This is a genomic window from Actinocrispum sp. NPDC049592 (assembly GCF_040675465.1).
Classification (GTDB): domain Bacteria; phylum Actinomycetota; class Actinomycetes; order Mycobacteriales; family Pseudonocardiaceae; genus Kibdelosporangium.
Genome location: NZ_JBFAPA010000011.1, coordinates 76,970 through 102,497 on the forward strand (window position 1 = coordinate 76,970; position 25,528 = coordinate 102,497).

General features: G+C 67.7%; 29 protein-coding genes. 20 read left to right on the top strand and 9 right to left on the bottom strand.

The features are described 5' to 3' along the window. Position 1 precedes the first annotated feature (1 nt). Positions 2-574: a class I SAM-dependent methyltransferase gene (locus tag AB0J95_RS26465; protein ID WP_364763079.1), complete on the top strand. Its 573-nt coding sequence runs from the start codon at positions 2-4 to the stop codon at positions 572-574. Here the strand turns inward: AB0J95_RS26465 and AB0J95_RS26470 are convergent. The 4 genes from AB0J95_RS26470 to AB0J95_RS26485 all read right to left on the bottom strand — a co-directional run bounded on the left by AB0J95_RS26470 (position 552) and on the right by AB0J95_RS26485 (position 5,008). Then, entirely contained in the window at positions 552-2,165 is a 1,614-nt protein-coding gene (locus AB0J95_RS26470; RefSeq protein ID WP_364763082.1) for an ABC-F family ATP-binding cassette domain-containing protein, read from the bottom strand. The two genes, AB0J95_RS26465 and AB0J95_RS26470, sit on opposite strands and share 23 nt — an antisense overlap. Before the next feature lie 112 nt (positions 2,166-2,277). After that, entirely contained in the window at positions 2,278-3,306 is a 1,029-nt protein-coding gene (locus AB0J95_RS26475; RefSeq protein WP_364763085.1) for a 2OG-Fe(II) oxygenase family protein, read from the bottom strand. Positions 3,307-3,363: 57 nt separating this feature from the next. Further along, a complete protein-coding gene (locus AB0J95_RS26480; RefSeq protein WP_364763088.1) occupies positions 3,364-4,137 on the bottom strand; it encodes an enoyl-CoA hydratase-related protein in 774 nt (257 codons plus the stop codon). Positions 4,138-4,153: 16 nt separating this feature from the next. Next, positions 4,154-5,008, bottom strand: coding sequence for a 2-oxoglutarate and iron-dependent oxygenase domain-containing protein (locus tag AB0J95_RS26485; protein WP_364763091.1), 855 nt, complete (start codon positions 5,006-5,008; stop codon positions 4,154-4,156). 107 nt (positions 5,009-5,115) lie between these two features. Here AB0J95_RS26485 and AB0J95_RS26490 point away from each other — a divergent pair, with 107 nt between their 5' ends. Next, positions 5,116-8,556 carry a S8 family serine peptidase gene (locus AB0J95_RS26490; RefSeq protein WP_364763094.1) on the top strand — a complete coding sequence of 1,147 codons (3,441 nt, stop codon included), beginning with the start codon at positions 5,116-5,118 and terminating at the stop codon, positions 8,554-8,556. Positions 8,557-8,601: 45 nt separating this feature from the next. Here AB0J95_RS26490 and AB0J95_RS26495 read toward each other — a convergent pair whose 3' ends face one another. Next, positions 8,602-10,596 (bottom strand): protein meaA, encoded by a 1,995-nt coding sequence (locus AB0J95_RS26495; protein WP_364763097.1) that lies wholly within the window; start codon positions 10,594-10,596, stop codon positions 8,602-8,604. Positions 10,597-10,710: 114 nt separating this feature from the next. Between AB0J95_RS26495 and AB0J95_RS26500 the strand changes: the two genes are divergently transcribed. Next, a complete protein-coding gene (locus AB0J95_RS26500; protein ID WP_364763100.1) occupies positions 10,711-11,211 on the top strand; it encodes a hypothetical protein in 501 nt (166 codons plus the stop codon). Here AB0J95_RS26500 and murA read toward each other — a convergent pair. Continuing rightward, complete coding sequence (gene murA, locus AB0J95_RS26505; protein ID WP_364763102.1) at positions 11,174-12,430, bottom strand: UDP-N-acetylglucosamine 1-carboxyvinyltransferase; 1,257 nt, start codon at positions 12,428-12,430, stop codon at positions 11,174-11,176. The genes AB0J95_RS26500 and murA overlap by 38 nt on opposite strands. Before the next feature lie 62 nt (positions 12,431-12,492). Then, complete coding sequence (locus tag AB0J95_RS26510) at positions 12,493-13,278, bottom strand: FCD domain-containing protein (protein WP_364763105.1); 786 nt, start codon at positions 13,276-13,278, stop codon at positions 12,493-12,495. A gap of 170 nt (positions 13,279-13,448) precedes the next feature. On the opposite strand from AB0J95_RS26510, the gene AB0J95_RS26515 reads away from it, so the two are divergent. From AB0J95_RS26515 to AB0J95_RS26555, 9 genes are all read left to right on the top strand, one after another. Next, positions 13,449-13,994 carry a papain-like cysteine protease family protein gene (locus AB0J95_RS26515; protein WP_364763108.1) on the top strand — a complete coding sequence of 182 codons (546 nt, stop codon included), beginning with the start codon at positions 13,449-13,451 and terminating at the stop codon, positions 13,992-13,994. Between the two features lies 1 nt (position 13,995). After that, entirely contained in the window at positions 13,996-14,622 is a 627-nt protein-coding gene (locus tag AB0J95_RS26520) for a hypothetical protein (protein WP_364763111.1), read from the top strand. A gap of 35 nt (positions 14,623-14,657) precedes the next feature. Next, a complete protein-coding gene (locus AB0J95_RS26525) occupies positions 14,658-15,230 on the top strand; it encodes a cob(I)yrinic acid a,c-diamide adenosyltransferase (RefSeq protein WP_364763114.1) in 573 nt (190 codons plus the stop codon). Between the two features lie 72 nt (positions 15,231-15,302). Further along, complete coding sequence (locus AB0J95_RS26530) at positions 15,303-16,169, top strand: helix-turn-helix transcriptional regulator (RefSeq protein WP_364763117.1); 867 nt, start codon at positions 15,303-15,305, stop codon at positions 16,167-16,169. A 397-nt stretch (positions 16,170-16,566) separates the two neighbouring features. Continuing rightward, entirely contained in the window at positions 16,567-16,803 is a 237-nt protein-coding gene (locus tag AB0J95_RS26535; protein ID WP_364763119.1) for a DUF397 domain-containing protein, read from the top strand. A 13-nt stretch (positions 16,804-16,816) separates the two neighbouring features. Then, positions 16,817-17,173, top strand: coding sequence for a hypothetical protein (locus AB0J95_RS26540; RefSeq protein WP_364763122.1), 357 nt, complete (start codon positions 16,817-16,819; stop codon positions 17,171-17,173). Between the two features lie 8 nt (positions 17,174-17,181). Next, positions 17,182-17,307 carry a hypothetical protein gene (locus tag AB0J95_RS26545; protein WP_364763125.1) on the top strand — a complete coding sequence of 42 codons (126 nt, stop codon included), beginning with the start codon at positions 17,182-17,184 and terminating at the stop codon, positions 17,305-17,307. Between the two features lie 157 nt (positions 17,308-17,464). Then, entirely contained in the window at positions 17,465-18,052 is a 588-nt protein-coding gene (gene sigK / locus AB0J95_RS26550) for an ECF RNA polymerase sigma factor SigK (RefSeq protein ID WP_364763775.1), read from the top strand. Beyond that, positions 18,049-18,786 carry an anti-sigma factor gene (locus AB0J95_RS26555; RefSeq protein WP_364763128.1) on the top strand — a complete coding sequence of 246 codons (738 nt, stop codon included), beginning with the start codon at positions 18,049-18,051 and terminating at the stop codon, positions 18,784-18,786. Before sigK ends, AB0J95_RS26555 begins: the two co-directional genes overlap by 4 nt. Positions 18,787-19,250: 464 nt before the next feature. On the opposite strand, the gene AB0J95_RS26560 is transcribed toward AB0J95_RS26555, so the two are convergent. Both AB0J95_RS26560 and AB0J95_RS26565 read right to left on the bottom strand, forming a co-directional pair. Then, positions 19,251-19,718, bottom strand: a complete 468-nt coding sequence (locus tag AB0J95_RS26560) for a DUF2550 domain-containing protein (protein ID WP_364763131.1) — start codon at positions 19,716-19,718, stop codon at positions 19,251-19,253. Between the two features lie 37 nt (positions 19,719-19,755). Continuing rightward, the gene (locus AB0J95_RS26565; protein WP_364763134.1) at positions 19,756-20,124 is read right to left on the bottom strand and encodes a F0F1 ATP synthase subunit epsilon; all 369 of its coding nucleotides are present in this window, start codon (positions 20,122-20,124) and stop codon (positions 19,756-19,758) included. A 111-nt stretch (positions 20,125-20,235) separates the two neighbouring features. Here AB0J95_RS26565 and AB0J95_RS26570 point away from each other — a divergent pair, with 111 nt between their 5' ends. The 8 genes from AB0J95_RS26570 (at position 20,236) to pqqB (ending at position 25,477) form a co-directional block, all read left to right on the top strand. Beyond that, positions 20,236-20,733 carry a SigE family RNA polymerase sigma factor gene (locus AB0J95_RS26570; RefSeq protein ID WP_364763137.1) on the top strand — a complete coding sequence of 166 codons (498 nt, stop codon included), beginning with the start codon at positions 20,236-20,238 and terminating at the stop codon, positions 20,731-20,733. Then, entirely contained in the window at positions 20,733-20,915 is a 183-nt protein-coding gene (locus AB0J95_RS26575) for a hypothetical protein (protein WP_364763140.1), read from the top strand. Before AB0J95_RS26570 ends, AB0J95_RS26575 begins: the two co-directional genes overlap by 1 nt. 24 nt (positions 20,916-20,939) lie before the next feature. Beyond that, positions 20,940-22,076: a hypothetical protein gene (locus AB0J95_RS26580; RefSeq protein WP_364763143.1), complete on the top strand. Its 1,137-nt coding sequence runs from the start codon at positions 20,940-20,942 to the stop codon at positions 22,074-22,076. A gap of 248 nt (positions 22,077-22,324) precedes the next feature. Beyond that, positions 22,325-22,426, top strand: a complete 102-nt coding sequence (gene pqqA, locus AB0J95_RS26585) for a pyrroloquinoline quinone precursor peptide PqqA (RefSeq protein WP_364763146.1) — start codon at positions 22,325-22,327, stop codon at positions 22,424-22,426. A 133-nt stretch (positions 22,427-22,559) separates the two neighbouring features. Beyond that, positions 22,560-23,240 carry a pyrroloquinoline-quinone synthase PqqC gene (gene pqqC, locus AB0J95_RS26590; protein WP_364763149.1) on the top strand — a complete coding sequence of 227 codons (681 nt, stop codon included), beginning with the start codon at positions 22,560-22,562 and terminating at the stop codon, positions 23,238-23,240. A 4-nt stretch (positions 23,241-23,244) separates the two neighbouring features. Continuing rightward, entirely contained in the window at positions 23,245-23,517 is a 273-nt protein-coding gene (gene pqqD, locus AB0J95_RS26595; protein WP_364763152.1) for a pyrroloquinoline quinone biosynthesis peptide chaperone PqqD, read from the top strand. Then, entirely contained in the window at positions 23,508-24,605 is a 1,098-nt protein-coding gene (gene pqqE / locus AB0J95_RS26600) for a pyrroloquinoline quinone biosynthesis protein PqqE (protein WP_364763155.1), read from the top strand. The genes pqqD and pqqE overlap by 10 nt, the downstream gene beginning before the upstream one ends. Continuing rightward, positions 24,602-25,477 (top strand): pyrroloquinoline quinone biosynthesis protein PqqB, encoded by an 876-nt coding sequence (pqqB, locus tag AB0J95_RS26605; protein WP_364763158.1) that lies wholly within the window; start codon positions 24,602-24,604, stop codon positions 25,475-25,477. Before pqqE ends, pqqB begins: the two co-directional genes overlap by 4 nt. The last annotated feature ends 51 nt before the right edge of the window (positions 25,478-25,528 follow it).

Below are 25,528 nucleotides of genomic sequence, written 5' to 3' on the forward strand. Positions count from 1 at the left end.
CATGCCGATGAACCTGATTCACCGCAGGATTTGCAGTTCGGCCAAGTGGGGGCAGCGCGTCAAGGACAGCCTGATGCCGTGGGCGCTGAAGGACGTCTCCCTGGGCGAGGACGTGCTGGAGATCGGACCCGGTTTTGGCGCCACGACACGGGTTCTGACGTCGTTGACGCCCCGTCTGACCATTGTGGAGGTTGATCCCGCATCGGCTCAACGACTCGCGGCGGAGTTTCCCTCGGTGCGAGTGATCGAGGGCGACGGCGCTTCGCTTCCGTTGGACGACAACGAGTTCAGCGCGGTCACGTGTTTCACGATGTTGCACCATGTGCCCTCGGTTTCGTTGCAGGACCGGCTTTTCGCGCAGGCGTGCCGGGTGCTGCGGCCCGGCGGCGTGTTCGCCGGGGTGGACAGCCGGGTGAGCCTGCGGTTCCGGATCCTGCACATCCGGGACACGATGGTCGTCGTCGACCCGGCTTCGTTGCCGGACCGCTTGCGGGCAGCGGGTTTCGTGGACGTGTCGGTCGAGACCGTGCCGGGGGCGTTCCGGTTCCGGGCTAAGAAACCCGCCCGTCCGTGACCCTGATGTGCCGGGTGGTACGGACCGCGTCGAGCATCCTGCGGTCGTGGGTGACCAACAGGAACGTGCCCTCGTAGGTGTCCAAAGCGGACTCCAGCTGTTCGATCGCGGGCAGGTCGAGGTGGTTGGTCGGCTCGTCCAGCACGAGCAGGTTCACCCCTCGCGCCTGCAGAAGCGCCAGCGCGGCACGGGTCCGTTCACCCGGCGACAGGGTCTTGTTGTGCCGCATGACGTGCGCGGCCTTGAGGCCGAACTTCGCCAGCAGAGTGCGGATGTCCGCCGGTGTCCACTCGGGAACCTCCTGCTGCAACGAGTCGAGCAGGACCGCGTCCGCGTCGAACAGCTTCCGCGCCTGGTCCACTTCGCCCACGACGACTCCGGCGCCCAGCCCACCGGAGCCCTCGGCGAGTTCCGCTCTGCCAAGCAGTGCGGCGAGGAGGGTGGACTTGCCCGCTCCGTTCGCGCCGGTGATCGCGACCCGGTCGGCCCAGTCGATCTGCAGGGTCACCGGGCCAAGGGTGAAGCCGCCCCTGCGGACCACCGCGCCGTTCAGGGTCGCCACGATCGAGCCGGACCGCGGCGCCTGGGCGATCCGCATGCGGAGTTCCCACTCCTTGCGGGGTTCGTCCACCACTTCGAGCCGTTCGATCAGCCGCTCGGTCTGCCTGACCTTCGAGGCCTGCTTTTCCGTTGCCTCGCTGCGGAACTTGCGGGCGGTCTTGTCGTTGTCCGGGGCCTTGCGGCGGGCGTTCTTGACGCCCTTGTCCATCCAGGCGCGTTGCGTGTGCGCGCGTTCCTGAAGGCCGGCAACGGTGTCCGCGTAGTCCTCGTACTGCTGGCGGGCGTGCCGCCGGGCCACTTCGCGTTCGGCGAGGTAGGCCTCGTAGCCGCCGCCGTAGCTGTTGACTTGGTGCTGCGCGAGGTCAAGCTCGACGACGCGGGTGACCGTGCGGGCGAGGAACTCGCGGTCGTGGCTGACCAGGACGGTGCCGGCGCGCAGTTCGGTGACGAACTTCTCCAGCCGCTCCAGGCCTTCCAGGTCGAGGTCGTTGGTGGGTTCGTCGAGCAGGAAGATGTCGTACCGGCTGAGCAGCAGCGACGCCATCCCCACCCGGGCGGCCTGCCCACCGGAGAGACTCGTCATGAGCTGCTCGGGGTTGGGCACGGTCTCGTCGATGCGCTCGGCCAGATCGGCGCCGCCCAGCGACAGCCACCGTTCCAAGGCCTCGGCGTACTCGTCATCGGCGCCCGGCTTGTCACTGCCCAGGGCCTCCGCCGCCGCGTCCATCGCCCGCTGCGCCTCGGCGACACCCGTCCGCCGCTCCAGGAACGCCCGCACCGTCTCGCCCTCGCGCCGGTCGGGCTCCTGCGGGAGGTACCCGATCGTGGCGGAGGCGGGACTGAGCCGGATCTGCCCCTCCTCGGCGGGGATCAACCCGGCCAGCGTCCGCAGCAACGTCGACTTCCCAGCCCCGTTGGCCCCCACCAGCCCGACGACATCTCCGGGCCCCACCACCATTTCGAGCCCGCTGAACAAAACCCGGTCCCCATGTCCGGCAGCAAGCCCCTTGACCACAACCGTCGCGCTCATCACCTCCAAGTATGCAACCCACCCCCGGGCTCACAGCGCCCACGTCACCATGACTGCCAACCCCGCCAGCCGGGCATAGGTCCGGCCACCAGACAGGACGACCGGAGGCGCGTCAGGCCGCGGCGGATTTCGTCGCGAGGTCGGCGAGGGTTTTGAGGCGGTCCTCGGCGATTATTCTTTGCGTGGTTATGCGGTCTGGATAACAGCGCATGAACATGTTCGTGAAGTGGGTGCCGTAGTGGATCTTCTCGTCGCCGTCGGTCAGTGGGCGGATCGTGGCGTTGAAGTTGGGTTCGTGGAAATAGGCCATTGTGTACCGTTCGCGGTCGGCCAGGCGGACTTTGTGGGGTGTCGACAGGAGCCGGTCGCCGGTGAGGAACTGCAGGATGTCGCCCGGGAACACGGTCAACACATCCGGAACCGGCTCGACGAAGGTCCATGGTTCGTCGTTCTCGTACATTCCCGCGGTGCTTTCCGTGTCGAGCCAGTTGCGATTCCTGTGTTCGCCTTCGACCGGCGGGCGCACGAACAATCCGCCCACGTCGTCCTGTGCCGCGATCACCAGCATTCCGTAGTCCGTGTGCGCCCCGATTCCTCGCGACCCCGATGACGAGGCCGCCGGGAAACGCAGGACGCGCATGTGGTGCCAGCCGTCGTCCGCCAGCGTCGTGAGGGTGTCCGCCGGGAGGTCGAGGCCGAGGGCGATCAGCCGCAGGAGTCGATCACCGATGCCGCCCAGTTCGGTCATGTAGCTCTGCATCGCCCGCCGGTACTCCGCGCTCGGCCATGGCACCGGACCGTGACAGGGCCACTTCGCGCGCACCCGGGACTCCGACAGCGGAATGTCCTGGCAGACCGTGAAGATCTCGGACAAATCCGCCTCGCCCGCGGTGACCTCCTCGCCGGACGCGATGTACCCGGCATAGGTCAGGTCGCTTATGCATTTGGACTTGAAGGACATGGGTTCGGCGAAGAAACGTCTGCTCGCGTCGAACGTGTCCTGGAGCTTTTGCACCTGGTGACGGGTCAGCCCGATCTGGCAGATCCCGTCCGCCTGCCAGGCGGAGATCATTTCCCGGCCGAGCGCCGAGTGACTCCCATCGACAGATTCCGGTAGGCCGAACGTACGAATGCCGCTCATTGTCCCTCCAGCTATCCGACTATGAAGGGACACGGTGGTTCACGCCACGAGGTTCACTCAATCCGGCCAGACGGGTTCACGTTTTTCAAGGAAAGCCGCCATCCCCTCGCGCGCTCCCGGCAGCTGGGACGCCGAGGCCATGACCTCCAGCGCGATCGCGTACGCGTCCGCCTCCGGCCGGTCCAGGTGCGCGTAGATCGTCTGCTTGCCCAGGGCCTTGCTCGCCCGGCTGCCCCGCGTCGCCCGCGCCAGCAGCCCGTCCACCGCCGGGTCGAGGTCCTCGTCGGGCACGACCTGGTTCACCAGCCCCCACTCTAACGCCGCCTCGGCCGGGACCACATCGCCGGTCAACACCATCTCCATCAACCGTTTCCGCCCGATCGCCCGCGCCACCGGCACCGCGGGCGTGTGGCAGAACCACCCACCCTTCCCACCGGGCAAGGCAAACCCCGCCGACGAAGCCGCCACCGCGAGATCACACGAAGCCACCAGCTGGCAGCCCGCGGCCGTGGCCAACCCATGCACCCGCGCGATGACGACCTGGGGAACGGACTCGATGGTCCGCATCAACTCCGTGCACAACTGCAGCAACGCCCGCACGCCCACGAGATCCCGCGAAGCCACATCGGCGAAGTCGTGCCCCGCGGAGAACACCGGCCCGGCCCCGCCGAGCACGATCCCGGTCGCGTCGGTCTCGCCGGCCGCCCGGAACGCCGCCAGCAACTCCGCCAGGTGCGGCGCGGACAACGAGTTCCGCCGCTGAGCCCGGTTCATCGTGATCCGGACGGTCTCACCTTCGGTCTTGACCAGGATGTGCGAGTAGTCGGCCATATCCCGACGCTAGCTGCTAACCCGTGACAGCGCTCGCCCTGCGCGCGAGACCGGCCAGGATCGCCAGCCGGTCCTCGGCCACGATCCGCCTGCTGGTCGGCTTGTGCGGGTAGTTCTGCATGAACATGCTGGTGAACTGGGTTCCGTAGTGCACGAACTGCGGCTCGGCCGGTTCGGCGAACGGGCGGATGCCGGTGTCGAAGTTGGGTTCGTGGAAGTAGACCATCGCGTGCCTGCTGGCCTGGTACAGCGCGGGCCGGAGCATACCGTTGGTGAGGAACTGCATGATCTCGCCCGGCGAGACGGTCAGCGTGCGGGTGTCGTCGGCGTGCGCGGTGATCACGAGCATGCCGTAGTCGGCGCGCGGCTGGGTGGCACCGACAGGGAAGTTGCGGACCTGCATGTGGTGCCAGCCGTCTTCGGTGAGCCAGTCGACGTCCGGCAGGCCGATGGCCATGCCGGTGAGCTTCAACACGGTCTCGCCGATGGATCCCAGCAGGGTCAGGTACGAGCGCATCGCCCGGCGGTACACCAGGTCCGGCCACGGCACCGGCCCGTGGCAGGCCCACTGCGCCCGTACGCGCTCGTCCTCCAGCGGGATGTCCGGGCAGACCAGGAAGATCTCGCCCGCGCCGGACGGCAGGTACCCGGAGTAGCTCAGGTCACTGACGCACCTGGCCTTCAGCGCCGGCGGCATCCGGAAGAAGGATCTGCTCACCTCGAAGGCGTCGTCGAGCCTTCGCCGCTGCCACCGGTCCAGCAAGATCTGGAACGCGCCGTCCGCCCGCCAGGCGTCGATCAACGCACGAGCACCTTTGATGTCCGTCCCATTGACGGTATCCGGTAGTCCGAACGTACGAAGACCGGCCATCGACGATCCCTTCTCTCACAAGGCAACGCGTGTGAAACACGGGCTACTCGCAGGTTCGGTTCACGCCGGTGCAGCCTGGCGGGGTGGATCGGCGTCATAGACCCGTGATGAGACGAAAACGAGTAACAACGCTCGTCCTCCTAGCGGCGCTAGGACTCCTGCCGCTGCCCGCACATGCCGCACCGCACCGGGAAAGCGCAGCTCAGGGGGCTACAGTCACGCTGGTCACCGGTGATCGCGTCACGCTCCTGCCGGGTTCCGGGGTGAAGATCGACCCGGCTCCGGGCCGCGAACACGTCCTTTTCCACCGCCGGGACACCAACGGGCGCACCACCGTCATCCCGGACGACGCCCTGCCCGGACTGGCCGCCCACCGGCTCGACCCGAAGCTGTTCGACGTCACTGACCTGCTGGCACAGGGTTTTCGCGAGGATCTGCCGGTGCTCGTCGCCACCCCGGCCCGAGCCCTGAAAAACGGCAGAACCTTGCCAAGGCTTGGCCTGACCGCGGCCAGCTTGTCCACAAAGGACCGGATCTGGCCGCTCGGTGAGAAAGTCTGGCTGGACGGCAAGGTGCGCGCGACCCTGGACCAGAGCGTGCCGATGATCGGGGCACCGGAGGCATGGCAGGCCGGGTTGCGCGGCACTGGGGTGAAGGTCGCCGTGCTGGACACCGGCTACGACCCGGCCCACCCGGACCTGCACGTGACCGACGCCAAGGGGTTCACCGACGCGGGCCCGGCGGACGTGGCCGACCACGTCGGCCACGGCACGCACGTGGCGTCCACAATCGCGGGCCGTGGCGCCAAGTACACCGGGGTCGCACCCGACGCGACTCTGATCGTCGGCAAGGTGCTCGACGATTCCGGCTCCGGCTCGATCTCGTCGATCCTGGCCGGGATGGAATGGGCCGCCGACTCCGGCGCCCGCGTGGTGAACATGAGCCTGGGCACCGACTCCGCGTCCGACGGCACGGGCATTCTCGACCAGGCGGTCAACGACCTCACCGCGAAAACGGGGACATTGTTCGTGACCGCCGCGGGGAACCGGTACCTCGACCACACGATCGGGTCACCGGGCGCGGCCGACGCGGCGCTCACGGTCGCCAGCGTCACCAAAGCCGGGGCGATCAGCGACTTCTCCAGCCGCGGCCCGCGGAGCGGCGACGAAGGCGTCAAGCCGGAGATCGCGGCACCGGGCAGCGACATCACCGCGGCCCGGGCAGCGGGCACGAGCGGGGAAGGGCTGTACCGGACGATGTCCGGCACGTCGATGGCGACCCCGCACGTCGCCGGTGCCGCCGCGCTGCTCGCCCAACGCAACCCCACGTGGAAGGCCACCGACCTCAAGTCAGCCTTGGTGACCACGGCGAAGCCGGTCGCGAACGAGTCCATCTACGCGCAGGGCGGCGGCATCGTGAACGTGCCCAACGCGCTGGCCACGACCATCACGACCGACGTCGCCAGCGTGGGCTTCGGCGAACTCGGCTGGCCATGGAGCACGCTTCCCGTGCAGCACAAGAACATCACGTATCGCAACAACGGCGACCAACCGCAGACGCTGGCGGTGGCAGCCTCGATCGACGCTCCCACAGGCCTGTTCAGCATCGAGCCGACGACGTTGTCCGTACCAGCACACGGAACCGCGCAGGCGACCGTGACGCTCACCCCGTCCGCCGGACAGCCCGGTCTTCGCGGTGGTGCAATAACGTCTACTGTGGACGGCAAGCCAGGTCCCAAGGTGTTGCTGGGCGCGAGCTTGCAGGACGAGCGGTACGAGCTGACCATCAAGACGGTCCGCCGCGACGGCGCACCCGCGTCCCTGCCGAACATCTTCCTGGTGAACAAGGAAGGCACGGTCATGGAGTGGCCCGTCGTCGGTGACCAGGGCGTGACCGTCCGAGTGCCCAAGGGAACGTACTCGCTGGCCGGCAACATCGTCGACCGGGACGAGGGCTTCAGGCCACACGCGGTGACCAGCCTGGCGCAGATGGACTTCACCGTGGACACACCGTCCACAGTGGTCCTTGACGCCCGTGGCTCGCAGCCGGTTCAGGTCCGGCTCGACGGCGACCCGGACGCCCGGCAGCTCGCCCGGGACGACGGGATCGGCCTGCGGCTGGCCGGCGGCCTCAGCACCGGGGCCGGCATGAGCGGCCCGGCCGAACTGCCGTTCTACGCCCAGCCGGTGCGCAACCCGAAGCTCTCGTACTACACGAACTCCTTGTGGGCCAGGCCGCGCGTTACCCTGACCGCGGCCGCGCCGGAGCGGTTCGAGGTTCCGGTCGAGTACGCGATCAACAGCACGCCCATCGGCGACATCACCGCCGGGATCGTGGACGCCAAGACCGGGCAGCCGGACGAGATCGCCGGACTCGACCTCAAGGGCAAGATCGCGTTGCTGCGTGAGGCCGACGATACAGCCCAGCAGGTGGCGAACGTGGCCGGCGCGGGAGCGGTCGCGGCGGTGTTCGCACCGAGCCGGTTCGGCCAGTGGTTCGACCAGCCGACTCGTATTCCCGTTGTCAGTGCTGGGTTGACGTTCGATCGTCTGTCCACAGCGGCAAGTGCCCGCATGCACGGCAACGACATCGCCCCTACTGGGTACCACGTCATGCAGCAGAGCATCGGGGAACTGCCCGCGGGCAAGAAGTACCAGTTCACCAAACGAGATCTGGTGGCGGTGGAGAACGACTACCGCGCTCCAGGCGCCTCGGGTCCCACGCACAACCTGTCGATGCCCGTTCCGGCCGCGGCCGGGTTCATGGGGGTGTTGCACCTGGAGGCGAAGGCGCCGATGCGGCGCGTCGAGTACTACACCCCTGGGAAGTGGCGGCAGTGGGTCAGTCTCGGCCTGGGCGACAGCGCGATGCAGGAACTGCCCGAGACGACGTTCGAGCGCGGGAAGACCTATAGAACCGTTTGGTATCAAGGGGTCTTCGCGCCGAGGCTGGACTGGCCGGAGCGCCCGCCGGTGTCCCGCGCCAAGGACGTCATCCAGGCGGTGATCCCGATGTGGTCGGGAGCGACCTCGTGGGACTACGGCGTGCCGGATGAGTCGGACAGCGGCTCGACCACGTTGAGCCTGAACGGAAAGCCTTTGCAGACCGTCCCGGCGCCGGGCAGTGGCTACTGGCAAGGACTTCCGGCCGAGCCCGGCAGCTACGAGCTGAGCACGACCGCGATCCGGAACAACAACCCGGCGTTCCAGCGGTCCACCGAGATCCGCTCCACCTGGCGGTTCCCGTCCGCCGCGACCGAGACCGAGACGCGGCTGCCGCTGCTCGACCCGAGGTACAACGTCCCCCTGGACGAGAACGACCGCGGCGGCGGTGCGTTCACCGTCACCGTGAAAGCCAGGACCTTCAAGGCCTTCGCGTCCTTCGACGGTACGACCTGGAAGCAGCTCAGCGTCCTTCAGCTGGGCGACTGCTGGTTCGTCCAGTCCCCCGGCGGCCAAAGTGGGCAGATGGTGTCCCTGCGCGTCTCGGCCGACGCGGGCGACCGCGGCGTTGACCAGACCCTGATCAACGCCTACCAAGTCCGCTAGCGCAGGCTGGTGAGTGGTTTCGGTCGTCAGAACGGCCGGAACCACTCACGAGGGGAGGCCGTGGGTTTCGCGGATGAGGTCGACGATGCCGGACATGATCTGGGTCAGCTCGTAGTCCTTGGGCGTGAAGACGCGCGCGATCCCCTTGGACAGCAGGATCTTCTCGTCCTGCGGTGGCACGATCCCGCCGACGATCACCGGGATGTCCTCGGCCCCGGCCTTCTTCAGGCCCTCAACCACCGCAGGGACCACCTCTAGGTGTGAACCCGACAGCACGGACAACCCGACGACGTGCACGCCCTCCTGAACGGCGGCGGCCACGATCTGGTCGGGGGTCAGCCGGATCCCTTGGTACACAACCTCGAAGCCCACATCGCGGGCCCGGACCGCGACCTGCTCGGCGCCGTTCGAGTGGCCGTCCAGGCCCGGCTTGCCGACCAGCATCCGCAGCCGCTCGCCCAGCTCGGTGTTCGTCGCCTGGACGCGTTCGCGCACCTGGGCCAGCTCCGCCCCGGCCTCGCCGACCGAGACGCCGGAAACCCCAGTGGGGGCACGGTATTCGCCGAACACCTCACGCAGCGCCCCGGCCCACTCGCCGGTCGTGACACCCGCCTTGGCGCACGCCAAAGTCGCCGACATCAAGTTGACCTCGGTCTTGGCGGCTGCACGCAAAGCATCCAAAGTAGACTCGACGAGGGACTGGTCCCTGCCGGAGCGCCACGCCCGGATCGCGTCGATCGCTTCCTTCTCGACCGCCGGGTCGAGCTGCTCGATCGCTTGCGCGCCTTCGGCTTGCAGCGGTGACGGCTCGGTGGTGTCGAACTTGTTGACGCCGACGATGATCTCCGCACCGGCCTCGATCCGCATCCGCCGCCCGGCCAGCGACCCGACGAGCTGGGTCTTCATGTACCCGCTCTCCACCGCCGCGACCGCGCCGCCCATCGCCTGCACGCGGTCGATCTCCTCGCGCGCGCCCTGGATGATCGCGTCCACTTTGGCCTGGATCACCGGCGAACCCTCGAAGATGTCCTCGTACTCCAACAAGTCCGTCTCGTACGCGAGCACCTGCTGCATGCGCAACGCCCACTGCTGGTCCCACGGCCGCGGCAGGCCGAGCGCCTCGTTCCACGCGGGCAGCTGGATCGCGCGGGCGCGGGCGTTGCGGGACAACGTGACCGCGAGCATCTCCAGCACGATCCGCTGGACGTTGTTCTCCGGCTGCGCCTCGGTCAGGCCGAGCGAGTTCACCTGTACGCCATAGCGGAACCGGCGGTGCTTCGGGTTCTGCACGCCGTAGCGCTCCAGCGTGATCTCGTCCCACAGCGCGGTGAACGCGCGCATCTTGCACATCTCCTCGACGAACCGCACGCCCGCGTTGACGAAGAACGACATCCGCGCGACCACCGAGCCGAACTCGCTCTGCGGCACCTGCCCCGAGTCGCGCACCGCGTCCAGCACGGCGATCGCGGTGCACATCGAGTACGCCACCTCTTGGACGGGGTTCGCGCCGACCTCCTGCAGGTGGTAGCTGCAGATGTTGATCGGGTTCCACTTCGGCACGTTGGTGACCGTCCACGCCACCATGTCGGTGATCAGCCGCAGCGACGGCCCGGGCGGGAACACATATGTCCCGCGCGAGAGGTACTCCTTGATGATGTCGTTCTGCGTGGTGCCGGTCAGCGCGCCGATGTCCGCGCCCTGCTCCTCCGCGACCGTCACGTACATCGCGAGCAGCCACATGGCCGTCGCGTTGATCGTCATCGACGTGTTCGCCTCGGCCAGCGGAATGCCCTCGAAGAGCTGACGCATGTCGCCCACATGGCTGATGGGCACGCCGACCTTGCCCACCTCGCCGCGGGCCAGCTCGTGGTCCGGGTCGTAGCCGGTCTGCGTCGGCAGGTCGAACGCCACCGACAGCCCCGTCTGCCCCTTCGCCAGGTTGCGCCGGTACAGGGCGTTCGACGCCGTCGCCGACGAGTGGCCGGCGTAGGTCCGCATGACCCAGGGCCGGTCACGCTCACTGTCGGTCGGGTACGGCACGGGAACCTCCGGAAGGACGGCGATTCCCTGAGGGTACTGAGCGGTAACCGGCAAATAACGTGGAGCAACTCACATAATCGAGCAAGTACCCGGACGAGTGGCCCCTACCACCGGGTGAGCTTCTCCGAGCTGTCGAACAAGCCTCTGGAGGCCGTGCGCAAGCTGCAGGCCTCGCCGAGTCGCGCCATCCGCGTGCGCCGCCGCGGTGATGACGAGGACCTGGTCCTCGTCGACGCGAACCGCGCCCGGGATCTGCGCGAGGTCATGAAAACCACGACGTCCCTGTTCGCCGCCCTGCTGCGGCACGATCCCGAAGTGCGAGCACTAGTGAGTCAAGTTATGCCGGAAACGTTCCCCTGGACGCGTTTCCTCCCCGAAGACGAGTTGCGTCAGTTCACCGCCGAGCTGCCGGGAGTGCTGGAAGCCGCCGACTCCCTAGGCAACCCGACCTCCGTCACCGCGCTGATCTACGGCTGGAAGGGCACCGCGGAGATCTACGCCGATCCCGACCTGCAGGCATGGCAGATCATGCGTCACATCCCGGGCCAGCACCAAGCACCCGAAGGAGACCGAGTGATCAGTCGACGCGTTCGACCTCGGCGCCCAGACGGTTGAGGTTCTCCACGAACGCCGGGTAGCCGCGGTCGATGTGGAAGACGTCCCAGACCTCGGTGACGCCGTCGGCGCACAGACCGGCGAGCACGAGGCCGGCGCCCGCACGGATGTCCGACGCCCAGACGGGGGCGCTGGAGAGTTTCTCCACGCCGCGGATCACGGCGTGGTGGCCGTCGGTGCGGGCGTCGGCGGACAGGCGGGTCATCTCCTCGATGAAGCGGAACCGGGACTCGAACAGGTTCTCGGTGATCATCGAGGTGCCGTCGGACACCGCGGACAGCGCGATGGCGAACGGCTGGAGGTCGGTGGCGAAGCCCGGGTAGGGCAGGGTGACGAAGTCGACGGACTTGGGTCTCGCGTCCATGACGACGCGGAACTCCTTGCCGTCGTTGACCGTCACCTCCGCGCCCGCGGTGCGCAGCTTGTCCAGCACGAGGTCGAGGTGGTGCGGGTCGACGCCGCGCACGGTGATGTCGCCGCGGGTCATGGCGGCGGCGAACGCCCAGGTGGCGCCGACGATCCGGTCGCCGATCACCCGGTGGGTCGTGGGCGACAGGGAACTCACGCCGTGCACCGTCAGCGTCGACGTGCCGGCGCCCTCGATCTTGGCGCCCATCTGGGTGAGCATCGTGCACAAGTCGACGATCTCCGGCTCACGCGCGGCGTTGTCGATCACCGTGGTGCCCTCTGCCAAGACGGCGGCCATCAGGATGTTCTCGGTCGCGCCCACGCTCGGGAAGTCCAGCCAGATCTGCGCGCCCAGCAGGGTGTCCGCCTGGGCGACGACCGAGCCGTGCTCGATCTCGCTGGTCGCGCCGAGCTGACGCAGGCCGCTCTGGTGCATGTCCAGCGGGCGCGAGCCGATCGCGTCGCCGCCGGGCAGCGCGACGACCGCGCGGCGGCACCGGCCGACCAGCGGTCCGAGCACGCACACCGAGGCCCGCAGCTTGCCCATGGAGGCCGCGTCGGGCTGGTGGTTGAGCTCGGCCGGGGTGGTGATCACGACCGTGTCGCCGTCGACGTCCACCGCGCAGCCGATGCTGCGCAGCACGTCGGCCATGAACGGCACGTCCAGGATCTCCGGGCAGTTGGTGATGGTGGTGGTGCCCTCCGCGAGCAGCGCCGCCGCCATCAGCTTCAGCACGCTGTTCTTGGCGCCGATCACATCGACCGCGCCGGCCAGCCGCGCCCCGCCGTGCACCCGGAAATGCTCGGACACGCGCACCCTCCTACAACGATTGGGACCGAATGGTTACGTCCGGGCAATCGTACGGATGCCGTTCACTCCAGTTCGCCGACCCCGGCCGCCTCCACCCGTTGCCGCAGCCGGAGCATGGGTTTCTCAGCGAGGTCAACGAAATGGCGCTGGGTCAGCTCGGCCGCCCGCGCGCTGTCAGCCGCCTCGATGGCCTCGGCGATGGCGCGGTGGTCGGCCAGCGCGCGGTTGCGGATCTCGGCGTCGTACGGCAGCGAATCGGTGCCGAACGTCAGCTGGATCCGCAGCTGCGAGTCGATGCTGACGTAGTACGGGTTTCCGGTGGCGTCCGCGATCGCGGAATGCACCGAGTGGTCGGCCGCGCGCATGGCGTCGCGCTCCTCGGCCTTCTCGTACGCCTCGACCGCGGCCCAGATCCGGCGGACGTGCTCGTCGGTGCGGCGTTCCGCGGCCAGCCCGGCGATGGTCGGCAGCAACGTGCGGGTCAGGTCGAACAGCCAGGTGAGGTGTTGCCAGCGGGGCAACAGCATGCTGCGGATGTGTGAGCCGGACTCGGGGCCCCAGGTGCTGTGCACGCGCACGCCACCGCTGCGGCCGCGGGTGATGCCGACGTAGCCGAGCGCCTCGAGCTGGTGCAGCGCGTCGCGCAGCGTGGTGCGGCTGACGTTGAGCCGGGCGGCGAACTCGCGCTCCGGGGGAAGCTTCTGGCCCGGCAGCAACGCGCCCAGAGCGATCGCCGTGATCAGCCGGTCCACCAGCTGTTCGGCCGCCGACTTCACCTTCATCGGCCCGGCCGGGGCCAGGTCGAGATTCAGGCTCAGGGAGAGCCCGTCGCTCGCACGTGTTCTCAAAATCCAACGCTCCCCACGACGCCGAGCATCGAACATAGCCCATCGGACGGGTTGACCCTGCTCAGTTTAGGGCGTACAAACTTTATGGACCAGTTTTTGGTCCATAACTCCTTGACCGCCGCCGGCCTGATCACCCTGCTGCGGTTCCTTCCCTGCACAAGGAGTCGTCGATGAACCGTGTCCGGATAACTCTGTTACTCACCTTCGCCCTGCTCGGCGTGCTCGCACCTGCCGCCACCGCAGGCACTTTGAACATCTCCATGCAAGCCCAGCAGCAGTCGAACTGGTGCTGGGCGGCCAGCGGCAACACAGTGGCCGCCTGGTGGGGCAAGTCCTACAGCCAGAACCAGTTCTGCAACCTGGCCTTCGGCCGGTCGATGAACTCCAGCTGCCCGAACAACCAGGCCACCCTGGCCAACGACCAGCAGGCGTTCGGCCAGATCGGCATCTCCCGCGGCAGCTACATCACCGGTTACCTCGCCTACAACACCGTGGTGGCCGAGGTGAACGCCAACCGGCCGCTGATGACCCGGATCCAGTGGAGCTCCGGCGGTGGCCACATGCACGTGCTCTACGGCTACAACCCCGACAACGGGTTCGTCTACTGGGGCGATCCGTGGCCGGACAACTACCGCTACAACTGGGCCTCCTACAACTACTACGTCTCCAACAACTCGTTCCGCTGGACCCACTCCCTGTACCGGATCGGAGCGTGAGATGAAGCGAATCGCAGCAGTCATCGCCACGCTCGTGTTCGGCCTCGGATATCCGGCGGCGGCCGCACAACCTGATGCGGTCAACGAGTTCCTAGGTGGCCCGGTGACCGTCTCAACCGAAGAGGTCCCGGTCTACTACCTGTCCGCCGACTTCGTGCGGTCAGGCGCGTTGCCCGTGGCGGTCCTGCAGTACACAGCCAAGACCGCTACAGGTGCTGACGGACGCGTCGCGACTGTATGGACCGCTAACGGTCAGGTCGCCAACATCGCCTCCGGGGACGACGAGTCGCGCTACGCCAAGGCGGCCGGCCCGGGCGCGACGATCTTCCGCGAGCCTCAGGTCAATGCGTGGTACGCGTTGCGCGGCGACTCCGTCGTGCCGTTGAACGCGTCCGCGCGAGGCACAGTAGGCACCGGGGTGTCCGTGTCCGCGTACCAACGACTGGTGCACGCAAAGTACGCGGACAAGCAACCCGGGTCGCAGTACGCGAAGGACGGTGCCGCCGGTGGTTACGCGCCGGAACCGGCACCAGCGCGGAGTTCACTCGGATGGCCTATCGGCGGCGGTTTGCTCGCCGTCGTCGTGATCGCCGGGCTCGTCATGACGAGGCGACGATCACTTAGGTGAATCCCGGCCATGCCCGCACCGCATAAAGTGCGGGCATGGCTGTGCATCTGACCCGGATCTACACCCGCGTCGGCGACGACGGGACCACCGCGCTCGTCAACGGATCGCGCGTCCGCAAGACCGACCCGCGGCTGGCCGCGTACGCCGATGTCGACGAGACGAACTCCTCGATCGGAGTCGCCATCGCCCTCGGCAACCTGCCCGACGAGATCGTCACGGTGCTGCGCGCCATCCAGAACGACCTCTTCGACGTGGGCGCTGACCTGGGCAATCCCATCGCCGAGGACCCGGCGATACAGCCGCTGCGGATCACCGAGTCCTATGTGGAGCGCCTCGAGGCGTGGTGCGACGAGTTCAACGAACGGCGGGAGCCACTGCGCTCGTTCATCCTGCCCGGCGGCACCCCGGGGGCGGCCCTGCTGCACGTGTCCCGGACGGTGGCGCGACGCGCGGAGCGGGGTACGTGGGCGTTGATCGAGGATGACCCCGAACGGACCAACCGGCTGGCCGCCAAATACCTCAACCGGCTCTCCGATCTGCTGTTCATCCTGTGCCGGGTGGCCAATCCGGAGGGTGACGTGCTGTGGCAGCCGGGTGGCGATCGCTAGGCTTGCGCGCCGAACGGTGCGACAGGCCCTAAAGTATGGGGTCGCACCAGCACCGATCACGGAGGTCCGCGCATGTCCACGGGTGAGCCCGCTGGCAGTGGCCCTACCGCACGCAGAATGGTGCTGGGCAGCCAGTTGCGCCGCCTGCGGGAGGCCAAGGGCATCTCGCGCGAGGACGCCGGGTACGCCATTCGCGGGTCGGGGTCGAAGATCAGCCGGGTCGAGCTGGGCCGCGTCTCGTTCAAGGAACGCGACGTCGCCGACCTGCTGACGCTCTACGGCGTGACCGACGAGAGCGACCGGGACATCTTCCTGCGGCTGGTCCGTGAGTCCAACCAGCCGGGCTGGTGGCAGCGGTTCAACGACCTGATGCCGCACTGGTTCCAGGACTTCGTCGGGCTGGAGGAGTCGGCCTCCCGGATCCAGACCTACGAGGTGCAGTTCGTCCCGGGTCTGCTGCAGACCGAGGAGTACGCCCGCGCGGTGATGGTGCGCGGGCGGCCGGACGCGCCGCCGGAGGAGATCGACCGCCGGGTGAACCTGCGCATGCAGCGCCAGCGGCTGTTGCAGTCGCCGCAGGCGCCGCGGCTGTGGGCGGTCATCGAGGAGGCGTGCGTGCACCGCCAGATCGGTGGGCGCAAGGTGCTCAAGGGCCAGATCGAGCACCTGCTGGAGCTGACCCGGATGTCGAACGTGTCGCTGCAGATCGTGCCGTTCGAGCTGGGCGGGTCGGCCGCGGAGAACGCGTTCACGCTGTTGCGGTTCGCCGAGCCGGAGCTGCCGGACATCGTCTACCTGGAGCACATCTGCGGCGCGTTGTACCTGGACAAGACCGACGAGGTCGAGGTCTACAGCAAGGCCGCGCACCGCCTGGTGGTCGAGGCCGACACGCCGGACCAGACGCGCCGGAACCTGTCCAAGCTCCTCAACGAGCTGTAGGACGGGGTTCTAGACCACGTTGGTCTGAACCAGTGAGACGCAGATCACTTTGGTAATGGGCCTAATGGCACTTACTCGCCACCGCCGATTGCCGCCCTGAAGGCAAACCCGCAGGTCCAAGTGGGTATCGCGAGTCTGCCAGTTGGACGGGACCGCCTCACGGAACCCGCCAAAATGCGGGTTTTCGATCCGCGACTGTTGACAGGCTGTGACCATCCCTCACCTACCGTCGAGAAAACCGGCCGGATCCCCTGCTTCGACGCCAGTGTGAAATTCGTGCAGATGCACGTGCATGCGCGCGTGCAATCGCCGTGCTACCTTTCTTGTGCACGAAGATCCAGACGTGCCGCCGCCAGGGCAATGTCGGGGATTGTCGGGGAACAGGTGGGAGCACTTCATGACTGCTGTACACAACGGGGTTTCCGCCGATCGTCTCGGCGGCGTCGACTGGAGGCGCAGCCGGATGAGCGGCGCGGTCGGCAACTGTGTCGAGGTGGCGACGCTCGAGTCCGGTGAGTTCGCGGTGCGCAACTCCCGGTTCCCGGACGGACCCGCGCTGATCTACACCCGGGCCGAGATGGCCGCCTTCCTCGCGGGCGCGAAGCTCGGCGAGTTCGACGATCTGCTGTCGTGAAGCAGGTGTCGACATGGACGAGTTCGAGGGTCAGCTCCGGGAGTTGATCGCTCGCGGTTTCAGCTTCGCGCACCCGCGCGACGCCAACGGCGATGTCGCCGCGGTGGTCGGGGTCAGGGTGCACAACGGGGTCATCGACGTCATCCAGATCTATGGCGAACACGATGCCGACGCCACCCGGATCCCGGGTGACGAGCCGGATATCTTCTTTCCTTACAAGGTTTTCTGGCGTTCCTCCGGACGGTCGGCCGAGATCGTCTCGGAGCTGCTCGCTTTGCCGGACCCCCAGCCGGAGGATGTCCCCACGGTCAAGGGGTGCTGGGTGCCGGCCCGTCCTGGCAGGTCGAAATGGCTGTCCGCGTCCGCGTAAACCAGGCGGTGCTTCCCCGAGAGCACCGCACGAATGGCCCACGCGCGTTCATCCGCGAGCTGGGCATCCGGTTCGCCGCGGGCGTGACCCGGCTGGGTCGCGCCCGCGGCACCACCACCAAAGCGGCATCCTGAGCCGTTCAACGCCTTCGAGCTTCTAGCGCTGTGGCCGTGAACCTTGCCCGGCCACAGCGCTAGGGTCATCTCAGCCACTGTGCCGGTCCAAGCCAATCCATCGCTCCGCTTGGACCGAATGGAGTCTGTGGCGCGAGAGGGACGGGAAGGCGAGCTGATGCGGGAACGAGCACAGCGCTCACGGGATGCCGGGTCACAACCGGCGTCCCTCGATGAACTCCTGCCGCGTGTCGCACGTGGTGACGACGTGGCCTTCGAACAGCTCTACCGGCACCTGTCCGCCCCGATCTTCGGTCTGGTCCAGCGGGTCCTGCGGGATCCGGCGCAGTCCGAAGAGGTGGCGCAGGAGGTGTTCCTCGAGCTGTGGCGCTCGGCCACCCGGTACAGCCCGGACCGCGGTTCGGTCCTGTCGTGGGCGATGACCATCGCCCACCGCAAGGCCGTCGACCGCGTTCGTTCGGCCCAGGCCAGCACCGAACGCGACACCCGGATGGCCCGCGCCGAAAGTGCCCGCCCCTTCGACGAAGTGACCGAGGTCGTCGCCGGACGCCTTGAGCGGGAACAGGTTCGGCGCTGCCTGGGCAGCCTCACCGACCTGCAGCGCGAGTCGGTCCTGCTCGCCTACTACCAGGGCTACACCTACCGGGAAGTCGCGCACCTGCTCGATTCCCCGCTGGGCACAGTGAAGACAAGACTGCGAGACGGCCTGATCCGCCTCCGTGACTGCATGGGGGTGACGGCGTGAACAACGATGTGCATACGCTCACCGGCGCTTACGTCCTCGACGCGCTGTCCGAAATGGAGCGTCGGGCGTTCGAGGACCACATGTCCGGCTGCGGGGCGTGCAGCCAGGAGGTCGCCGAACTCCGCGAGACAACCGCGCGCCTCGGCCTCGCGACAGCCATGAACCCCCCGCCCCAACTGTGGAACCGCGTACGGACAGCCACCACACAGGTACGGCAGCTGCCGCCCGCGTCCGGCGAACGCGTTGTGGTGCAACCCCGGAAGTGGGCCACCCGAGTCTCCGTGTTCGCCGCGGCCGCGAGTTTGCTTGTGGCGGCAGGGATCGGTGTGGCTTGGGTCACCACGAACGCGCAGCTGCAGGACAAGGTGGCGGCCTCCCAAGCGGAGCTGGACAAGCTCCAGTCCGTGCTGTCGGCCCCCGACGCCCGCATCGGCACCACCGCCGTGGGTTCGGGCGGGAATGCCACGGTGGCCATTTCCCTGGACCGCAACCAGATGGTGGTGTTGGTGCGCGGGTTGCCGCCATTGCCCGCCAACAAGGTTTATCAGGCCTGGTTTGTTTCCGGGAAGAATGTCGCTTCCGCGGGGTTGCTGGGGGTTTCGGACGGGTCTATGACATCCAACGACCTTTCCGCGGCCAAAGGGGCAGAGGCCCTGGCCTTTACCCTGGAACCTTCCACGGGCTCCAAAGAACCCACCTCACCCGTTCTCGCCACTGCGAAGTTCTCGGCCTGATCCACTGCGAGCGGGTTGAAAGAATCGCTCGCCCCGGCCCCCGATCGGTGGTCGCTGTGGATGACTCGGCGCGATCGGGTCGTTCCCGCCCGGTTGGTGTCGGTGGGCGCCGGTACGCTGGATTTCGGGGGGGCCGGAGGCAAGCCGGTGGTAGAGCGGCGACGGAACACGGCGCCCGACCTGGCGGAACGCTCAAGCGTTGGGTGACCGGCGGCGGGCGCTTGACCTGCCGTAAGGCAGCCGACGCAAGAGGTCGGCGGATTTCTCGAGCGGCGCCTGAACAGGCGAGGCCAGCAAGCACCAGACAGACAGCCGTCAGCGACAGCGCCTGAACAGCCAGAAATCAAGAAGCACAGCGCAGGCAGCGGCGAGGCGAATCCGAGAGCGCCTGAAACAGCGCAGATCAAGAAACACAGCCCAGGCCGCAGCGGGGCAAATCCGAGAGCCCGCGAAATAGCCGAAGATCAGGAAGCGTAAGGCAGGCGACGGCCGGGTGGGGCGGATTCGAGCCACGACAGAAAACCCGTCAGGGCGTCGGGGGTCATGGCTATTTCGACTTCGGTGTCCGGGCCGCCGAAGGCTCGTTTGGATCGCGGCGGATCCAGTTCGGCGCGGCATTTGAGGATGATGGCGCCGGCGGGGACGCCGTACAGTTCCTGTGGGTCGGGTTCGCGGCGGTCGTCGATTTCGAAGCCGTCCCGCTGGATGATGCGGTTGGGGCCGTTGCGCAGACTCAAAGCGCGGTACCAGGCGAACTCGTCGCCGTGATACCGCGCCACGCCCAGGTGCCAGCCCCGGGGGTTGTCCAGGTGGGTTCTCAGTGCGACGTTGATGCCGCCGGCCCGGACCAGCCGTACCCGCCGGGCACCCAGCAGGAACAACGTGATCGCCCCGACGGCCAGGAGTGTCCCGATCAGCAAGAGGATCTCCACGGCCGCCCCCTGCCCTTGCCCTGTCCCCAGGCCCCGGTCAGACCGTCTGCCCGGCGGCGCGAAGCCGTGCGGCCGCCCTGGCCCGCTCGTCCTCGTCCTCGGCGGCGGCGATGTCGGCGCGGGCCTGCTCGACGTCGATCTCGTTGGCCAGCTCGGCGGACTCGGCGAGGATGCTCACCCCGTCGCCGGTGATGGACAGGAAGCCGCCGAACACGGCAGCTGTCACGGTTTCACCGTCGGTCTGGCGGATCTTCACCACGCCGCCCTCGACCAGCTGGCCGAGCAACGGTTCGTGGCCGGGCAGCACCCCGAGCTCGCCCTCGGTGGTCTGCGCGATCACCATGGTCGCGTTGCCCGACCAGAGGCGGCGCTCGACGGCGACGAGTTCAACGGAAATCTCGGCCACGCGTTTCTCCTTCGTGTTCCGGTCACGTCAGTCTAAACGGCGTGTCCTGGCAACTTCGACGCCCCTCCCGGTGTGATGCGGGGTGAGGATCGCCTTAAGGGGGTTCACCGGGTGAACGACGTGGGTGACTTCGAACAGTTCGTCGCGAGCCGGTCCGCGGTGTTACTTCGCACCGCGTACCTGCTGTGCGCGGGTGATCGGGGTGCGGCCGAGGACATGCTCCAGGACGTGCTGGAGCGGATGTACCCGAAGTGGCGGCGGATCAAGGGCGAACCCGAGGCGTACGCGCGGGCTTCGCTGGCCAACAGATGGCGGCGGCGCTCCAGACGGGTGGGTGAGTCGCCGCTCACATCCGAGGCCGTGCATCCGCTGGTGCACGGCCCGGAAGGCGAGGTCGCCGACCGCGACCAGGTCGTGCGCGCACTGAGCGAGCTGCCCGAACGCATGCGTGCGGTGCTGGTGCTGCGGTTCTTCGACGACCTGTCGGAGGCGGACACCGCGCGAGCGCTGGGCTGCGGTGCGGGAACGGTGAAAAGCCAGACCTCCCGCGGCCTGGCGCGGCTGCGCGAACTGCTCGCGGACGAGAACATCATGAACGGGAGTCGATAATGGACACCTACGAGCTGCGGGCGGCGATGCACGGTGCCACGAGCACCGTCGAACCGCGTCCGGGCCTGGCCAAGGACGTACTGCGAGGCGGGATCCGCCGCAAGCGCAAGCGCACCGTCACGATCGTGGCGGCGGTGGCGGCTGTTGTCACGGCGGCGAGTGTGACAACTGTGGCGACATGACACTCCGCGCCGGAACAGACGGATGTGGCCAACGACTCGAAACTGACCCAGCCGACGCACGGCAACCTGGCCCATGACAACGCCTTCATCGACGAGGTCGTCCAGGTGTGGCAGCGCTCGGTGCCGAAACGCTTTCCCACGGCGGAAAAGCCGATCACCGGGCTGCTGGCCGGGAAACCACACGTCTACTGGGCGGCGGACACCAAAGCGGGCCGGGCCGCGCTGGTGCTGCAGGCCGTTCACCCGGAACGCAAGGACGACCGGCCGGCCATCGCCGGGCTGGTCGGATCCGACCCCGGGACCGGCCGGCTCGCGATCATCGGCGCGGACAACGGCATGGGTCTCGGCTATGAGATGGCCTACCGCTACGGCCCCGGGGGCCGCTACCTGCTGGCGTTCGACCAGGGCAGGCCGTTGTGGGTGTCCGCGCGGACGACCTACGACACCAAGGGCAAAGCGGAACGGGCCTGGCAGGAGCTGACGTTCGCCGACGGCGTCGGGCAGTTCGAACTACCAGAGGGCACCGGCGCCTTCGACGCGAAGCTGACCACGGTCGACCCCGCCACCGCCACTCCCACGCTCAACGACCAGATCGGCATCGTCAACACCGACGAAGCCGGTGTGCTCGCCGAGAAGCGGCGGGTTCCCGGACTGGACTGGGGCCGCGACCGCGGCTGGGCCACCTGGGTCGACGTCGACCAGGCGCACCAGAAGGACCTGGCCTACCTGCAATGGTTCCACGAGGACAACGCCTACAAGGCCGGCATGGTCAACAGGGCGGACCGGCTGGAGACCGGGGGAGCTCAGTGGTATGCGGCGTTCTCGGTGGCGCCTGACCGGCTGGCGATCGTCGGCGAGGTCGTGACCGACCAAAGTGGACCGTCACACCTCTGTACCGTCGTACTGGACACCAAGGCCGAAAAGGCCGTCGACGTGCGGTACGGCGGTCCGGCCGACGCCAAGGCCGCGCTGCCGGTGGTCGTCCCGCTCGCCGACAATCTCCGTGGCGTGGTGCTCAAGGGCGCGACGCTCAGGTACCGAGAGGGGCCCAACGCGCCATGGCAGCCCGCGGGTACTGACGCGATCAAGATCCCGTCGGCCCAGGTCCAGGTGGAGATCGACCGGCTGGGAGCGGCGCCGGTCATTGTGGACGTTCCCTGATACGCACCGTCACTACCGACGGGTTCAAATGGGTGAACTCGCCGGTAGTCATCGGATGTCTGACCTGACTACGGGTCACAAAGTAGACGGTTTGTGTTCCGTTCACAGGGAACGCACCGACGTCTGTTCACAGAATACCGCTGCAGGACTAGCTTTCCGTCGCGAAATGCTCTTACTGTGGTGGTGCTCGACACCGACCCTTTGGACGGCGGCCTATCGAGGGCCGTCACCACTCCGAGGAGTTGCACATGATCGAAAACACCGAGCGCGAGGTCTGGACCACCCCGGACTTCGTCGAGTACGAAACGCCGATGGAGGTCACGGCCTACGCAGCCCGCATGGAGGACTGACGCAGGACCGTGATCAGACAGGCGGGAGCCAGGCAGCGACCCGGTTCCCGCCGCCGCCCGTGCCGTGCCACCAGTCGCCGCCGCGCATTCCACCCTGCCCGGAGGAAGCCGAGTGTCCCTTCCGAACTCTCCGATGACCGGCGACGAGTTCGTCTCCGCACTGCGCGGGCTGTCCCACCGCTACTGGGGAACCCACCCGTTCCACAAACGGTTGCACGAAGGCGGCCTCTCCGAGTTCGAGCTGCGCACCTGGGCCGCGAACCGCTGGTACTACCAGTGCATGCTGCCGCAGAAGGACGCGGCGATCATCAGCAACTGCCCGGTGCCGCAGATCCGCCGTGACTGGCTGGCCCGGATCGTCTACCACGACGGTACCGCCGAGGGTGAGGGCGGCCGCGAGCGCTGGCTGCGGCTGTGCGAGGCCGTTGGGCTGACCCGCGAGGAGGTCCTGGACGAGCGCCATGTCGCGCCCGGCGTCCGGTTCGCCGTCGACGCCTACGTGACGTTCGCGCGCACCAGGCCGTGGGTCGAGGCGATCGCGTCCGGCCTGACCGAGATGTTCTCCGGCCACCTGATGCGCCAACGGGTCGCGGACATGCTCGCGAACTACTCCTGGATCCGACGGGACGACCTGGCCTACTTCACCAACCGGATCGACGCCGTGTCCGGCGAAGGACAGGCCACAGTGGACATTGTCGTGAAGTACTGTGTCATGCGCGAACAACAGGATGCCGCGATCGCGGCGCTGTCGTTCAAGTGTGATGTGCTGTGGTCCATGTTGGACGCGATCGAGCGGGCGGCCAAGAAGGAGTGACCCGGTGACCACGATCGAACTCCGTTCCCGGCCGCGGCTGCGCCGCGGGGTCCGGCTCACCTGGGACAAGACCCGTGAGACGCACGTCCTGCTGTTCCCGGAAGGCGTGCTCGTGCCCAACAAGACGGCCGCCGCGGTGCTCGAGCTGTGCGACGGCACCGCGACCGTCGCCGAGATCACCGCGGACCTGGCCCAGCGCTACCAGGGCGTCCAGACTCAGGACGTCCAGGATGTGTTGGTGCGCCTGGAAGAACGGCGGGTCGTCGAGTGGACGTGACCGCACAGCCGCCGTTGGGCATGCTCGCCGAGCTGACCCACCGGTGCCCACTGCACTGCCCGTACTGTTCCAACCCGATCGAGCTGGTCACCCGCGAGAACGAGCTCTCCACCCAGCAGTGGCTTTCGGTGCTCACCCAAGCGCGCGAGCTCGGCGTGCTGCAGGTCCACATGTCCGGCGGGGAACCGTTGGCACGCAACGACTTGCCTCAACTGGTCGAGCACGCCTCCGCGCTTGGCTGCTACGTCAACCTCGTCACCAGCGGACTCGGCCTGACCGAGGAACGGCTGCGGGATCTGGTGGACCGCGGCCTGGCGCACGTCCAGTTGTCCGTCCAGGGCGCGGATGCCGAGATGGCCAACCGGATCGCGGGCGTGAAGGCCCACTCCCACAAGCTGAAGGCGGCCGCGGCGATCAGGGCGCTGGACATGCCGTTGACGTTGAACGTGGTTCTGCACCGCGCGAACCACCACCAGGTCGGCGACCTGATCGCGCTGGCCGAGGAGATGGGTGCGGATCGCCTGGAACTGGCCAACACCCAGTACTACGGGTGGGGCCTGCGCAACCGCGACGCCTTGATGCCGACCACTTCGCAGCTGGCCGCGGCCGAGCCGATCGTGCGGGCGGCCACGGAGCGGTTGCGCGGCAAGATGTTGATCGTCTACGTGGTGGCCGACTACTACGAGCCGTACCCGAAGCCGTGCATGTACGGGTGGGGTTCGCGGCAGCTGACTGTGGCGCCGAACGGTGATGTGCTGCCCTGCCCGGCCGCCTCCGCGATCACAACCCTCAAGCTGGACAACGTCTTGGAGCGCCCGCTCGCGGACATCTGGTACCAGTCCGAGGCGTTCAACGCCTACCGCGGCACGGACTGGATGCCCGAACCGTGCCAGAGCTGTGTTCGCAAGGACGTCGACTTCGGCGGCTGCCGCTGCCAGGCGTTCCTGCTCACCGGCGACGCGGCGAACACCGACCCGGTCTGCTCGAAGTCGCCGCGCCGCGAGGTGATCGACACCATCCTGGCCGGCACCCCCGAGGTGGCGCCGGAGCTCATCATGCGCAAGAACACGATCAAGGTGGTGCGGTGAAGGTCCTGCTGCTGGGAACCGCGGCCGGCGGCGGCTTCCCCCAGTGGAACTGCGCCTGCGCGATGTGTGGGAACCCAACCCTCCCACCCCGGACCCAGGACTGCATCGCCATCAGCGCGGACGGCACGAACTGGTACCTGATCAACGCCTCCCCGGACATCCGCGCGCAGATCCTTGCCAGCAAACACCTCTCCGCAGGCCCCGGCCCCCGCGACACACCCATCCGCGGCGCCCTGCTGACCGACGCCGAACTGGACCACACCCTCGGCCTGACAATGCTCAGAGAAGGCGCGGGCCTCCGAATCTGGGCTCCCGCCGCCGTACTGCGGGCCTTGAACCACGACTTCCCGTTGCGCGACATCGTGTCCCGCTACGGCGCCTGGGACTGGCAAGCGGTGACGACAGAGTTCGAGGTCGACGGCCTGCGAGTGACGGTGATCCCCATCAGCGACAAGAAACCCAAGTACACCCAGTCCACAGTGGATGGCCCCTGGGTGGTCGCCTACCGGATCGAGGACCCCGCCGGCGGCACCCTGATCTACGCCCCCTGCCTCAAAACCTGGCCTGAGAACTTCGACACCCTCGTCTCCGGCACCACCTGCGTCATCCTCGACGGCACCTTCTACTCCCCCACCGAAATGTCCACCGCCACCACCACCGTGACGAGCGGCGCCCAACACGCCATGGGCCACATCCCCATCTCCGGCCCTCACGGCTCCCTCACCAAAATCGCTGCCCACCCACACACCCGCTGGATCTACACCCACCTCAACAACACGAACCCGATCCTGGACCCCAATTCCCCGGAGTATCAGGAGGTTCTGGAAGGTGGGGCCGAGGCGCCCCCGGACGGAACCGAACTCAACCTCTAGCCGCATCCGCGAGGGCGCAACCGGAGGCTCGGTGTCTGACCGGGCGGGAGT

What these genes read in the sequence shown, in the direction of transcription:
- AB0J95_RS26470 (WP_364763082.1), bottom strand. Translation starts at nt 2,165, where the DNA reads ATGAGCGCGACGGTTGTGGTCAAGGGGCTTGCTGCCGGACATGGGGAC.
- AB0J95_RS26525 (WP_364763114.1), top strand. Translation starts at nt 14,658, where the DNA reads ATGGCTGTGCATCTGACCCGGATCTACACCCGCGTCGGCGACGACGGG.
- AB0J95_RS26530 (WP_364763117.1), top strand. Translation starts at nt 15,303, where the DNA reads ATGTCCACGGGTGAGCCCGCTGGCAGTGGCCCTACCGCACGCAGAATG.
- pqqC (WP_364763149.1), top strand. Translation starts at nt 22,560, where the DNA reads ATGACCGGCGACGAGTTCGTCTCCGCACTGCGCGGGCTGTCCCACCGC.
- AB0J95_RS26475 (WP_364763085.1), bottom strand. Translation starts at nt 3,306, where the DNA reads ATGAGCGGCATTCGTACGTTCGGCCTACCGGAATCTGTCGATGGGAGT.
- AB0J95_RS26485 (WP_364763091.1), bottom strand. Translation starts at nt 5,008, where the DNA reads ATGGCCGGTCTTCGTACGTTCGGACTACCGGATACCGTCAATGGGACG.
- AB0J95_RS26535 (WP_364763119.1), top strand. Translation starts at nt 16,567, where the DNA reads ATGACTGCTGTACACAACGGGGTTTCCGCCGATCGTCTCGGCGGCGTC.
- pqqA (WP_364763146.1), top strand. Translation starts at nt 22,325, where the DNA reads ATGATCGAAAACACCGAGCGCGAGGTCTGGACCACCCCGGACTTCGTC.
- AB0J95_RS26490 (WP_364763094.1), top strand. Translation starts at nt 5,116, where the DNA reads ATGAGACGAAAACGAGTAACAACGCTCGTCCTCCTAGCGGCGCTAGGA.
- AB0J95_RS26465 (WP_364763079.1), top strand. Translation starts at nt 2, where the DNA reads ATGCCGATGAACCTGATTCACCGCAGGATTTGCAGTTCGGCCAAGTGG.
- AB0J95_RS26575 (WP_364763140.1), top strand. Translation starts at nt 20,733, where the DNA reads ATGGACACCTACGAGCTGCGGGCGGCGATGCACGGTGCCACGAGCACC.
- AB0J95_RS26515 (WP_364763108.1), top strand. Translation starts at nt 13,449, where the DNA reads ATGAACCGTGTCCGGATAACTCTGTTACTCACCTTCGCCCTGCTCGGC.
- AB0J95_RS26520 (WP_364763111.1), top strand. Translation starts at nt 13,996, where the DNA reads ATGAAGCGAATCGCAGCAGTCATCGCCACGCTCGTGTTCGGCCTCGGA.
- AB0J95_RS26480 (WP_364763088.1), bottom strand. Translation starts at nt 4,137, where the DNA reads ATGGCCGACTACTCGCACATCCTGGTCAAGACCGAAGGTGAGACCGTC.
- sigK (WP_364763775.1), top strand. Translation starts at nt 17,465, where the DNA reads ATGCGGGAACGAGCACAGCGCTCACGGGATGCCGGGTCACAACCGGCG.
- AB0J95_RS26540 (WP_364763122.1), top strand. Translation starts at nt 16,817, where the DNA reads ATGGACGAGTTCGAGGGTCAGCTCCGGGAGTTGATCGCTCGCGGTTTC.